The following is a 12092-nucleotide window of genomic DNA, read 5'->3' as shown; positions in this document are numbered from 1 at the left end:
GTCCGTAAAAGCGGGTGACGGACGGCCTCCCAGCGGATAGAAAGCCCGTGATGACCACGACACTCCGGCCGACCGGGCCGATCCAGCAAGGCGCCGACGGCGCACGGGCGCGTACGTACGACGTGTGCGACAACGGAAGAGCCGTCGGTGCCGTCGCGATCGGCACCGACGACTCCTTCGGTGCGACGGCCGGGGTCCTGAAATCCCTGCGGATCGACGAGCCGCAGCGCAGGCGGGGCCGGGGGACCATCGCCGCGCTCGCCGCCGAGGAGGTGCTGCGGGGCTGGGGCTGCACCCAGGTGCGCGTGGCGGTGCCGGAGGGCGACGAGGGCGCCCTGCGGCTGGTCACCGGGCTCGGCTACGCGGAGCGCAGCCGCAACATGATCAAGGGTCTGGGGCCGGGGCCCGCGGTGCTGCCCGCCGGGCTCACGGGGCGTCCCATGACCGCCGGGGAGTTCGCCCGCTGGCAGGTCACCAGCAAGGAGGCGTACGCGCAGGACTGGATCGACCGGGGCGTACCGCAGGAGCAGGCACGCCGGAAGTCGGAGACCGACCACGCCCGTAATCTCCCGGACGGCCTGGCCACCGAAGGCATGTGGTTCCGTGTGCTGATCCACGCGGACGAGCCCGTCGGCCATGTGTGGGTGGCGCGGCTGGAGACGGAGCCGGGAGAGGCGATCGGTTACGTCTTCGATGTCGAGGTGGAACCGGCGCACCGGGGCAGGGGCCACGGCCGCGCCCTGATGCACCTGGCCGAGGACGTCACCCGCGATGCCGGGCTCGGCCGGCTCGGCCTGCACGTCTTCGCCACCAACACCCCGGCGCTCCGGCTGTACGAGTCGCTGGGCTACGCGGTCACCCAGCACAACCTGGCCAAGGCGCTGTAGCGGGCGGCGGGCCCCCGGGGCCGCGCCGGACCCGAGGGTCAGCCCCGCCCGGCGAGCAGCCGGTCGATGATCTCCTCGACCCGCTCGCGGAGCCCGTCCTGGCTCTTGCCGCCGTCCAGCCGTTCGTCGCCGATCACATAGGTGGGCGTGCCCGTCACACCGATCGCCCGGCCCTCGGCCTGGTCGGCGTCGACGATCAGCAGGTGCCGGCCGTCGATGAGCGCGGTGTCGAACTCCTCGGCGTCCAGGCCCAGTTCGCGGGCCACATCCAGCAGCAGCGGCTCGCCCCGGCGGGTGAGCTCGTCGGTCCTGGCCAGCACCGCCTCGATGTACGGCCAGTCCTTGCCCTGCGCGGCGGCCTCCTCGGCGGCCTGCGCGGCGGCGTACGCGTACTTGTGCTTGTCCAGCGGGAAGTGCCGGAGCCGGACCTCGACGCGGTCGCCGTAGCGGGCGCGCAGGGCGTGCACATCGCCGAGGGCCAGGAGGCAGTCCGGGCATTCGAGCTCGCACCAGATGTCGAGGACGACCGGGGCTGCGGGGGTGGATTCGCTCATGCGATCAGTCTTCCAGGCCGGGCGGGCAGGTCCCAATCGGGACCTGGGGAGGAGCGCGGCCCTGAAAAGTCCCTGATGTGGCCCAGGGACGTGGCCCCGGCGGCGGTGATCGGTGCAGGATGGAAGGGACGTTTCCCCACACGCCTGGAGGCCCTGATGCTTGCCGAGACCATTTGTTCCGCGGTGTCGGCGGCCGGCCTCGGCATCGCCGCGGTCACCGCGTACCGCAAGCGGTTCCTCACGGCGACCAGGATCGCCGCCTACTCCCTGGTGCCGGTCGGGCTGGTCATGACCGGGGTCGTCGAGTGGGTCTCCGGGATCGCCTTCAAACCGAGCGTCTGGCTCGGCTTCGGCGTGCTCGGGGTGGCCTGGCTGCTCTTCATGACCACGCGCGCCGTCGAACGCCGCAGCGGCACCACCCGCAAGGAGCGCAGGGCGGCCCGCGCCACCGATCGGAACGAGGCGGTCGCTCCCGCGGCCTCCGCGCCGTCCCTCGGAGCCGGCGCGCCGGCGTCGGCGCGTCCCCAGGACCGGCCGGGGAAGAAGCAGCAGCAGTCCGCCGCTCCCGGTGAGGACTTCAGCGACATCGAGGCGATCCTGAAGAAGCACGGCATCTGATCCGTCCGGCCGGCCCGGCCCCGGCCCGGGGCGGTACGGGCGAACGGCGGCCGTGACGGCGCCGAGGCGCGTGCCGCCGTCGCTACGATGGGGAACGCCGCGTGCTCGTGCGGTGCCGGACACATCAGTGGGGCAGGGCCAGTGGGGCGTGTGGCAGGGATCAAGGACGTGGCCCGGAGGGCCGGGGTCTCCGTGGGCACGGTCTCCAATGTGATCAACCGGCCCGAGGCGGTACTGCCCCGCACGCGTGCCCGCGTCCTGGCGGCCATCGACGAGCTGGGGTACGTACGCAGCGAGTCGGCCCGGCAGCTCCGGGCGGGACGCAGCCGGATCATGGCGCTGCTCGTCCTGGACATGGGCAACCCGTTCTTCGTCGACGTGGCCCGCGGTGCGGAGAGCGCCGCCCGGCGGGCGGGCCTCGGTGTCATGGTCTGCAACAGCGGCCGGAGCGCGGCGGAGGAGGCCGAGTAGATCGGACTCTTCGCGGAGCAGCGGGTGTGCGGCGTGCTGGTCACCCCGGCGGACGCCACCGGGCGCAACCTGGAGGCGTTCGGCCGCCACCGCATCCCCTACGTCCTGGTCGACCGGGTGGCCTCCGGCGCCGAGTCCTGCGCGGTCTCCGTGGACGACGTGCGGGGCGGCGCGCTGGCCGTCGGGCACCTCCTGGAGGCCGGCCACCGCTCCGTCGCCTATGTCGGCGGCCCCACCGACCTGCACCAGATCAGGGACCGCAAGCAGGGGGCCCTCGCCGCCCTCGCCGAGGCGGGTCTCCCGCCGGAAGCGCTGGTCCCGATCGCCTCGGCGCACCCGGACGTGGCGTCGGGCCGTGACGCCGGAGCCAGACTGCTGGGTCTCGTACCGCGCCCCACCGCCGTCTTCTGCGCCAACGACCTGCTCGCGCTGGGCGTGCTTCAGGCGCTGTACGGGGCCGGCGTGCGGGTTCCGCAGGATGTCGCCATCGTCGGCTACGACGACATCGAGTTCGCCGCGGCGGCGGCCGTACCGCTCACCTCCGTGCGTCAGCCCGCCGTGGAGATGGGGCGGTTGGCCGCGGAACTCCTGCTGGAGGAGGCGGACGACGCGGACGGCACCCACCGTCATCGCGGCGTGGTGCTCCAGCCGGAACTCGTCGTGCGCGCCTCCAGCACCGCACCGCCCCGTGAGGGGCCGGACGTTCCGAATACGTGACGGCGACTCGGACGCCGGAGCGAATTCGGATGACCCCTCAGCGGTGAACTCCCGCAGGAAAAAAGCGTGTTGATCGCCAAGAGGGGCCGGGGTGAGTCATGATCACTTCGAGATGGTGGACACATCCCGGGGCGAGGCCCCCGCACCCCCGGTCGAAGAGCCACGTGGCTGCCTCTTCGCGCTTTCCCAGCCACCCCTGATGATCTTTCTGTCGGTGATCGGCGTCCTGCTGCTCATGGCCGCGCTGCATGATCTCTTCATGCTGTGAGCCGGGCCGGGCCGTGCACCGGACGGCTGCCGCCACCCGCCGGGAACGGGTCAGCCCGCGGCTTCCCGGCGCCGGGCCCGGTACGCGGCGACATGGAGCCGGTTGCCGCAGGTGCGGCTGGAGCAGTAGCGGCGGGAGCGGTTGCGCGACAGGTCGACGAAGGCCCGCCGGCAGTCCGGTGCCTCGCAGCGCCGCAGCCGCTCCTGCTCGCCCGCGACGACGATGAAGGCCAGCGCCATCCCGCAGTCGGCCGCGAGATGGTCGGAGAGCGCGGCGTCCGGAGCGAAGTAGTGCACATGCCAGTCGTAGCCGTCGTGATCGGTGAGCTGCGGTGTCGTGCCGGCCGCCGCCACCAGACGGTTGACGAGGTCGGCCGCGGTACGGGCGTCCGGCGCCGCGAAGATCTCCGCGAAGCTGGCCCGTACGTCCCGCACGGCCCGCAGGTCCTTCTCGCCGAGCGTGCCGACACCGCTGATGAGATGGCGTTCCGCGAAGGCGTACAGCGCGTCGGTGTCGGCGAGCTGGTCGCGGGCCGTGGACGCGTCCGCGGGGCCGTCCGCGGGGCCGCCTTCCGGCAGCCCGTTCCCCGGGGCGGTGTTCACCAGATCGACCACCGTGTCGAGGGCGATCCGGGTGTCGTGTGGGATCAGCACGCTTCGCTCCCTGGCCTCCGGCGGGCGGGCGCCCGCCGATGGCGGCTGACTCTACTGGCTCACCGCGGGCGCACCGGGCCGGGAGCGGGCGCGCGGGGGCCGCGGGGAGCCTTTATCGGCCACCGGGGCCGCGCGGGCCCTCAGCGCCCTCGGAGCGGGGCGGAAGGCGGCTGTGGGGCTCGTGGGGCCGGTGCGGTGCCGGTGACGGCGGTGTGACACCGCCCGCGCGACGGTCGTCACACGCGCCGACGCCGTCGCCGCGGTGGATTCCGCGATGACGGCGCCGGTGTCTGCCGTATGAGGTTGTCCGCGCGACGCCGTCTCCCCGAGTCGGACGGCGTCCCGCAGCTCTCGGCCTGGCTCAGCTCTCGGCCAGGATGTGTGAGAGCTCCGTATCGAGATCGAAGTGACGATGCTCGGTGCCGGGCGGAACCGCGGCGTCGGTCCTTTTCAGGAACGACTCCAGGGCTCGCGCCGGGGCTTCGAGCAGGGCTTCGCCCTCCGGGGAGCTCAGTGCGATGCAGACGACGCCCTGGCCGTGACTACGTGATGGCCAGACGCGGACGTCTCCGGTGCCGGTGGGCCGGTGCAGCCCCTCGGCAAGGAGGTCACGGGCGAATACCCATTCGACCGTCTCCTCCGCTCCGGTGTGGAAGGTGGCGTGCACGGCATAGGGATCGGCCGTGTCATACCGCAGGCCCGCGGGTACAGGCAGTGAGGACTCGCTCGACACAACGAGGCGCAGGTGCAGCTCGCAGCTGACCGTGGTGTTCATAAGCGCCAGGGCCTTTCGCTCAGTGTGCGCTCGGGGATTCGCACGTCGGCGAAATCGACATGCCACCTACGGTGGTGTTGTAAACCCCTCTGACCCTTTTGTGATCCTTGAGGTAGCTCGTACAGCGGTGTGTAACTTTGGGTTATGCGGCCATTCCGGTGACGAGGAGCGTTCGGGTAGGTTGGGGTTCATGAGTGCGGAGAGTGACGAGCGGGGCGAGGCCGTCGAACGGGCGGGCTCGGAATCCGCTGCGGGGGGTACCGCGAAAGCGGAGCGTGAGCTGGGGTCGCGGGCGCCGGCGTTCATCAAGTCGTCCAGGACGCTGCATCTGAGCTGGCAGGTCGGGGTCTTCATCGTCGGCCTCGCCGTCGTGGTCGCGGGCATCATCATGCTTCCGCTGCCCGGCCCCGGGTGGCTGGTGATCTTCGGAGGCATGGCGATCTGGGCGACCGAGTTCGTCTGGGCGCAGCTGGTGCTGCGCTGGACCAGGCGAAAGGTCACGGAAGCCGCCCAGCGAGCGCTCGATCCCAAGGTCCGGCGGCGCAACATCATCCTCACCACGGTGGGCCTGGTGATCATCGTGGTGCTGGTCGGGATCTACGTCTGGAAGTTCGGGATCACCATGCCGTGGAAGATCAGCCAGTGACCCGGGCATGGTCCTGGAGCACCGCTGACATGGGGTAATGTTTGCGGTGCGCCGGGGCGATTAGCTCAGTGGGAGAGCGCTTCGTTCACACCGAAGAGGTCACTGGTTCGAAACCAGTATCGCCCACCCGGACAGAGGGGCCGTGAGACTGCGAAGTCTCACGGCCCCTCCGCGTTTTCCGGCTCCATCGGCCCCCGCCGGCCCCGGGCAGTCGTTCCCGGGGCCGGCGGGGGCCGGGATCAGCGCATCCTGCCCAGAGCCTCCCGCACCCGCCGCGCGTCGCGCTTGCGCTGCTCGTACGTGGCTCCCACGACCAGCAGCAGCGCCCCGGCCAGCGCCGGCGGCAGCCACCGCGGCAGCGCGCCCACGACCTGCACCACATAGGGCGCCAGCTCATGCAGGGCCACCAGCGCCAGCACCGCGCCGCCGAGCAGCAGCACCGCCTGGAGCCGGAACCTGGCCCCCAGCAGCGTGGCCACCAGGGCAGCCACCCCCAGCAGCAACGGACGTACCCAGCCCGGATCGGCCCACGCCGCGCACAGACTCGGCACCAGCGTCACCGCGAGCCCCGCCCCGTACGCCGTCCACGAGGACGCCGCCGGATCGCGCCGCCGCCTCAGCACCCCGACCACCAGCGCGGGCACCGTCACCGGCAGGGTGTACGCCTCCGGGTCGGCCACCTCCGCCGCCGCCAGCCGCACCCAGGTGGCGGCCAGGAACAGCCCCACCGCCAGATACCCGGCCACCGGACGCCGCTCGGGCCGCACCGCCGTACCCGCGGCCAGCACCCCGCACAGCGCCAGCGTCAGCGCCAGGAACGGCGCGTCCGGGACCGCGAGGGCCAGCGCGACCACCGCGCCGAAGGCCCCCGTGAGTTCCACCGGCAGCGCCACCGGATGCCGCCGCAGCCGCGCCCCGAGCAGCACCGTCACCGCGGGCACCACCAGCATCAGCGGGGCGGCCCGGTATCCCGCCGGTCCCAGGGAGGCACAGGCAGCGGCGGTGAGGACGATCCCCCACACCACCGCCGCACACGCGAACAGCGACCGGGCCACCGCCGCGCGCGTCCGCACCGCCGCCCCGGCGAACAGCGCCACCAGCAGCGCGAACACCGCGTGGGTGGCGGCCTCGGAGGCCAGCGACAGCAGCCCCACGCTCACGGCGCCCAGCACCGAACCCACCAGCGCGGTCACCGCCGTACCCGAGGGCGGGCCGCCGGCCGGCCGGGCCATCGCCCGTACCGTCAGCTCCAGCGCCGCCGCGACCAGCGCCGACTCCAGGGCGAGTGCCACCGGGTAGGGCACATCCAGCGCGGTTGCCGAAAGGAGCACCGCGCTCCATCCGAGAACCAGGGCACCCGCGCCCGCCGCACCCCGCAGCGGCTCACCCGGCGACACGAACGGAGCGGCGGCCCGCACCACAGCGGTCCACCACCGGTACGCCGACCCCAGCGCGGCGGCCACCAGCGCGAGCACCACCGGGGCGGCGATCATCTGCGACCACGGCACCGAGGCCCCGAGTGCCGCCCGGACACCGCCGGGCGCCCCCCGCCACACGTCGGACACCAGGGACAGCGGCCCCATCAGCACCGCCGCGACCGGAGGCAGCGCCCACACCAGCGCACCGCCCGTCACCGCCGCCGAGGCGACCAGCACACCCCGCCCGGCGGCCCGCGGCACCCGGGCCCGTACCACCGCCAACAGCGCCGCACCGCACAGCAGATACCCGATCACCTGCCACTGCGACGGCATCGCGGCCCGCAGCACACCGCCCACCGCGGCCACCGCGGCCAGCCCGGCCACCGCACCGGCGACGGGCGCGAACCCGTTCGGCGCGCGCCATGCCCCGGCCAGTGCCACCGCGGCCCCGGCGAGCAACAGCGCCCCCGGCGCCACCGCGCCGGGCGCACCGCCGGCCGCCAGTGACTCCACCAGAGCCACCAGCAGCGCGCCCAGCCCGGTCGCCGCCGCACCCACGCACGCCGCGACCCGCACCGCGAGACCCTTGCCCCGCAGCGCGATCACCACGTCGAACGCCGCTGTCACCAGCAGCGCCCACCCGAACACGAGCGTCGGCGCACCGGCCGCCCACGCCCACAGGAACAGCGGCCACTGGGCCATCGCCACCGCCGCGGGCAACGGCAGCCGCAGTCCGCCCAGCGTCAGACCGTAGGCCGTCCAGAGGGCCGCGAGCACCGCCGAGGCGGCCGCGGTGAAACCGAGCCCGTCCGTGCCCGGTGCCGCCACCGCGTGCAGCGCGTAGGCGTCGAGGACGGTCAGCACCAGGGCGAGCGCGGCCAGCGCCTCGGCGGTGGCCGCGAGCTTGCGGCTCAGCAGCAGCGCGGGAGCGCCGGCCGCCACGAGGGTCACCGTGCTGAGCACCGCTGCGCGCCCGCCGATGCCCATCGTGCCCCAGCTGACCAGGGTGAACGCGATCGCCGCGATGGCCAGCAGCAGACCGCCGAGTGTGAGCAGCACGTTCTGCGCGCTGCGCGGTGCGGCGGCCGGCACGGCACCCCAGGGCCGGGACCCGGGTCCCGGGGGAGATCCCCAGGCGGGAGCCCCGGCCACCGGCGGAGGCCCCCACGGGCGCGCCGCCGGGGCCGTCGGCTGCTGGAGCGCGCTCACCAGCCAGGCTCGCCGGTTCAGCAGCTGGAGCCTTCGGGCGTCCAGCTGCACCAGTTCTCGGTCGAGGAGCGCCAATTCCTCGGCGGGTGGCGGCACATGTTCCATGGACGCAGTGTGACCGCGGCCATATCGTCGTACATGCGCGCGGATACTCAGTTCCGGGCCTGAGTAGGTGCGCGGACGACGCGGTCGCACACCTCTGGCCGACGGGCGTTTGAACGAAGCCCTCGGAGCCCTGTATGGTTCAACCCGTTCCCGGGCGATTAGCTCAGTGGGAGAGCGCTTCGTTCACACCGAAGAGGTCACTGGTTCGAAACCAGTATCGCCCACCGGGAAGAGCCGGTCCGTCAGCATCATCGACGGACCGGTTTTCTCATGTCCGGGCTGCGGACCACGCGCCGTACCCCCGGGCTCAGGCGGCCTCCGCCGGAAGGTCCGGGCGCAGCGGCCACGCCGGATCCACCATCTCCGGTGTACCGCTCCCGGCGAACCACGCCTGGAGCCCGCGCGCCTGAGCCGCGTGCCACACCGCCTGGAGGGTGTGCAGCTCGGCCGGGGTCAGCCGCTCCAGACGGCCGGAGAAGCGCCGGCCCACCGCCCGTACCAGCTCCAGCGACGCCGTGGCATCGGCCGCCGCTTCGTGCGCCGCCTCCAGCACCACCCCGTACAGCTCGCAGAGATCCGCCAGGGTGCGGCGGCCCTTGCGGTAGCGGTCCAGATGCCTGTCGAGCACCCGGGGGTCCACCACGCACAGCGGGGAGTTCTCCAGATATCCGGCCAGCGACGACGCCCGGTGCCGCCTCAGCTCGCGGTCCAGCAGCGTCAGATCGAAGGGCGCGTTCATCACGACGAGCGGACGGCCCGTCGCGCAACTCTCGGCCAGCGCCCGCGCTATCTCCTCCACCACGGGCGCCGGCCACCGCCCGTTGCGCTGGAGGTGATCATCGGTCAGGCCGTGGATCCCGGTCGCCCCCGCGGGCACCGGCACCCCCGGGTTGACCAGCCAGCGGGTGACGCGGCAGCGCCCGCCCGCGGTGTCCTGGACGACCAGGGCGGCCGAGACGATCCGGTCCTCCTCGACGTCCACACCTGTCGTCTCCGTATCGAAAGCGGCCAGTGGCCCCTCGAACCAGTGCGTCATCCCCGAACTCCTCGCACCTGCACGGCAGATGGGGTGATTCCCCCCCTGCCCGATATCGGTGATACCCGGGCTGTTTGCCGGATACGCCGTTTGCGACCGGTCTCCTGCGGTGACAACGCAGGCGACGGACAAGGCAGTTGATCCGCCCGTCGGCCCTCATCGGCAGACACCGGGGCGGGGCGCGGGCGGCGCTGGAGGAGGCGTGGCCGGCGGGCGCCCGCTGTCCGCGCGACGAGCCCGCCGTGCCGGTCCGGATCACCGGCGCCGTCGTCCGCCTGCGCCGCTCCGGGCCGCGCGGCCGCGGAATCGTACGGCCGCGGGTCTCGCGGGCGCCGAGGTCATCCACGTACGGATGGGACGGGACGAGGAGGCGTACCGGATCGCCGGCCACGCCCGCCCCGCCGGGCTGCCGCTCCGGGGCGAGGGGCGGCTGGAGGGCCGGGGCGGGTTCCGGCGGCTCTCCGGGCCTCGCAGGTGTCACCCGTCCAGGCCGGCGAAGCCGAACGGGACCGGCCGATGAAGTCGCTCCGGGAGAACCTGGACGACGTCGAGGGGGCCTGCACGGGCGGGGAGGAGCGGAGCCCGCGCCCTCGGGACCGGGCGCACCGGGCGGTCCCGGCCGGACCGCGCCGACCGGGCCCCGGCAGAACCCTTTCGCGTCCGGGGCCCCCGGCTCGGTACGATTCCTCTTGCGTGCGCAAGAGGAATGCGCCGCACCCCCTGAGTCAGGAGAGACCGGTGTCAGACGTCCGTGTGATCATCCAACGCGATTCCGAGCGGGAAGAGCATGTGGTGACGACGGGCACGACGGCCGCCGAGCTCTTCCCCGGTCAGCGCACCGTCGTGGCCGCCCGCGTCGGGGGCGAGCTCAAGGACCTCGCGTACGAGCTCAAGGACGGCGAGACCGTCGAGCCCGTCGAGATCTCCTCCGAGGACGGCCTCAACATCCTGCGGCACTCCACCGCGCATGTCATGGCGCAGGCCGTGCAGGAGCTCTTCCCGGACGCCAAGCTGGGCATCGGCCCGCCGGTCAAGGACGGTTTCTACTACGACTTCGACGTCGAGAAGCCGTTCACGCCCGAGGACCTCAAGGCCATCGAGAAGAAGATGCAGGAGATCCAGAAGCGGGGGCAGCGGTTCTCCCGCCGGGTCGTCACCGACGAGGCCGCCCGCGAGGAGCTGGCCGACGAGCCGTACAAGCTGGAGCTCATCGGCATCAAGGGTTCCGCCTCCTCCGACGACGGCGCGGATGTCGAGGTGGGCGGCGGCGAGCTGACCATCTACGACAACCTGGACCCCAAGTCCGGGGAGCTGTGCTGGAAGGACCTCTGCCGGGGACCGCACCTGCCCACCACCCGGTTCATCCCCGCGTTCAAGCTGATGCGGAACGCCGCGGCCTACTGGCGGGGCAGCGAGAAGAACCCGATGCTCCAGCGCATCTACGGCACCGCCTGGCCCACCAAGGACGAGCTGAAGGCGCACCTGGAGTTCCTGGAGGAGGCCGCCAAGCGCGACCACCGCAAGCTCGGCAACGAGCTGGACCTCTTCTCCTTCCCGGACGAGATCGGCCCCGGGCTCGCGGTCTTCCACCCCAAGGGCGGCATCATCCGCCGGGCCATGGAGGACTACTCGCGCCGCCGCCACGAGGAGGAGGGCTACGAGTTCGTCTACAGCCCCCACGCCACCAAGGGCAAGCTCTTCGAGAAGTCCGGTCACCTGGACTGGTACGCCGACGGCATGTACCCGCCCATGCAGCTCGACGACGGGGTGGACTACTACCTCAAGCCGATGAACTGCCCGATGCACAACCTGATCTTCGACGCGCGTGGCCGTTCCTACCGTGAACTGCCCCTGCGCCTCTTCGAGTTCGGCACGGTGTACCGGTACGAGAAGTCGGGCGTCGTGCACGGCCTGACCCGCTCCCGCGGCTTCACCCAGGACGACGCGCACATCTACTGCACCAAGGAGCAGATGGCCGAGGAGCTGGACAGGACACTCACCTTCGTCCTGAACCTGCTCCGCGACTACGGGCTCACCGACTTCTATCTGGAGCTCTCCACCAAGGACCCGGAGAAGTTCGTCGGCTCGGACGAGGTCTGGGAAGAGGCCACCGAGACGCTGCGCCAGGTCGCCGAGAAGCAGGGCCTCCCGCTGGTCCCGGACCCGGGCGGCGCCGCGTTCTACGGCCCGAAGATCTCGGTGCAGTGCAAGGACGCCATCGGCCGTACCTGGCAGATGTCGACCGTGCAGCTCGACTTCAACCTCCCGGAGCGCTTCGACCTGGAGTACACCGGCCCCGACGGCACCAAGCAGCGCCCGGTCATGATCCACCGTGCCCTGTTCGGTTCCATCGAGCGCTTCTTCGCGGTGCTCCTGGAGCACTACGCGGGGGCGTTCCCGGTCTGGCTGGCCCCGGTCCAGGCGGTCGGCATCCCGATCGGTGACGCCCACATCCCCTACCTCCAGGAGTTCGCCGCCAAGGCGCGGAAGCAGGGCCTGCGGGTCGAGGTGGACGCCTCCTCCGACCGGATGCAGAAGAAGATCCGGAACCAGCAGAAGGCCAAGGTCCCCTTCATGCTCATCGCGGGCGACGAGGACATGGCCAACGGCGCCGTCTCCTTCCGCTACCGCGACGGCTCGCAGGAGAACGGCATCCCGCTCGACGAGGCCCTGGCGAAGATCGCGAAGGCCGTCGAGGACCGCGTCCAGGTCTGATCCCGCACCGGGGGCCGGGT

Annotated in this window: 10 protein-coding genes, 2 tRNA genes and 2 pseudogenes; 9 read left to right on the top strand and 5 right to left on the bottom strand. The window is 72.3% G+C overall.

Annotation, left to right across the window (positions count from 1 at the left end; all coding sequences use genetic code 11):
- Positions 1-50 precede the first annotated feature (50 nt).
- Positions 51-887, top strand: coding sequence for a GNAT family N-acetyltransferase (locus OHA98_RS26555; RefSeq protein WP_266929248.1), 837 nt, complete (start codon positions 51-53; stop codon positions 885-887).
- Positions 888-925: 38 nt separating this feature from the next.
- Here OHA98_RS26555 and OHA98_RS26550 read toward each other — a convergent pair whose 3' ends face one another.
- Entirely contained in the window at positions 926-1441 is a 516-nt protein-coding gene (locus tag OHA98_RS26550) for a DsbA family protein (RefSeq protein ID WP_266929247.1), read from the bottom strand.
- Positions 1442-1597: 156 nt separating this feature from the next.
- Here OHA98_RS26550 and OHA98_RS26545 point away from each other — a divergent pair, with 156 nt between their 5' ends.
- The 3 genes and pseudogenes from OHA98_RS26545 (at position 1598) to OHA98_RS26535 (ending at position 3515) form a co-directional block, all read left to right on the top strand.
- Positions 1598-2059: a hypothetical protein gene (locus tag OHA98_RS26545; RefSeq protein ID WP_266929246.1), complete on the top strand. Its 462-nt coding sequence runs from the start codon at positions 1598-1600 to the stop codon at positions 2057-2059.
- 141 nt (positions 2060-2200) lie between these two features.
- Positions 2201-3247 (top strand): annotated as a pseudogene (locus tag OHA98_RS26540) (LacI family DNA-binding transcriptional regulator).
- Between the two features lie 91 nt (positions 3248-3338).
- Positions 3339-3515, top strand: a complete 177-nt coding sequence (locus OHA98_RS26535) for a hypothetical protein (RefSeq protein ID WP_266931018.1) — start codon at positions 3339-3341, stop codon at positions 3513-3515.
- 50 nt (positions 3516-3565) lie between these two features.
- Here OHA98_RS26535 and OHA98_RS26530 read toward each other — a convergent pair whose 3' ends face one another.
- Together OHA98_RS26530 and OHA98_RS26525 are read right to left on the bottom strand one after the other, a co-directional pair.
- Positions 3566-4168 carry a CGNR zinc finger domain-containing protein gene (locus tag OHA98_RS26530; protein WP_266929245.1) on the bottom strand — a complete coding sequence of 201 codons (603 nt, stop codon included), beginning with the start codon at positions 4166-4168 and terminating at the stop codon, positions 3566-3568.
- A gap of 361 nt (positions 4169-4529) precedes the next feature.
- A complete protein-coding gene (locus OHA98_RS26525) occupies positions 4530-4943 on the bottom strand; it encodes an SsgA family sporulation/cell division regulator (RefSeq protein ID WP_003959770.1) in 414 nt (137 codons plus the stop codon).
- A gap of 190 nt (positions 4944-5133) precedes the next feature.
- On the opposite strand from OHA98_RS26525, the gene OHA98_RS26520 reads away from it, so the two are divergent.
- Positions 5134-5589 (top strand): TIGR02611 family protein, encoded by a 456-nt coding sequence (locus tag OHA98_RS26520; RefSeq protein ID WP_266929244.1) that lies wholly within the window; start codon positions 5134-5136, stop codon positions 5587-5589.
- Between the two features lie 54 nt (positions 5590-5643).
- Positions 5644-5715, top strand: a tRNA-Val gene (locus tag OHA98_RS26515).
- A 113-nt stretch (positions 5716-5828) separates the two neighbouring features.
- On the opposite strand, the gene OHA98_RS26510 is transcribed toward OHA98_RS26515, so the two are convergent.
- Entirely contained in the window at positions 5829-8321 is a 2493-nt protein-coding gene (locus OHA98_RS26510; RefSeq protein ID WP_266929243.1) for an SCO7613 C-terminal domain-containing membrane protein, read from the bottom strand.
- A 152-nt stretch (positions 8322-8473) separates the two neighbouring features.
- Here OHA98_RS26510 and OHA98_RS26505 point away from each other — a divergent pair.
- Positions 8474-8545 (top strand) — tRNA-Val (locus OHA98_RS26505).
- 83 nt (positions 8546-8628) lie between these two features.
- Here OHA98_RS26505 and OHA98_RS26500 read toward each other — a convergent pair.
- A complete protein-coding gene (locus OHA98_RS26500; RefSeq protein ID WP_266929242.1) occupies positions 8629-9357 on the bottom strand; it encodes a 3'-5' exonuclease in 729 nt (242 codons plus the stop codon).
- Positions 9358-9566: 209 nt separating this feature from the next.
- Here OHA98_RS26500 and OHA98_RS26495 point away from each other — a divergent pair.
- Both OHA98_RS26495 and thrS read left to right on the top strand, forming a co-directional pair.
- Positions 9567-9930, top strand: a pseudogene (locus OHA98_RS26495) (hypothetical protein); the annotation flags it as partial.
- 165 nt (positions 9931-10095) lie between these two features.
- On the top strand, positions 10096-12072 hold the full coding sequence (thrS, locus tag OHA98_RS26490; RefSeq protein WP_266930922.1) for a threonine--tRNA ligase: 1977 nt from the start codon (positions 10096-10098) through the stop codon (positions 12070-12072).
- Positions 12073-12092: the final 20 nt, after the last annotated feature.

The organism is Streptomyces sp. NBC_00654 (genome assembly GCF_026341775.1).
In the GTDB taxonomy this organism is placed as follows: domain Bacteria; phylum Actinomycetota; class Actinomycetes; order Streptomycetales; family Streptomycetaceae; genus Streptomyces.
This window is presented reverse-complemented; position numbering and strand designations above follow the sequence as displayed.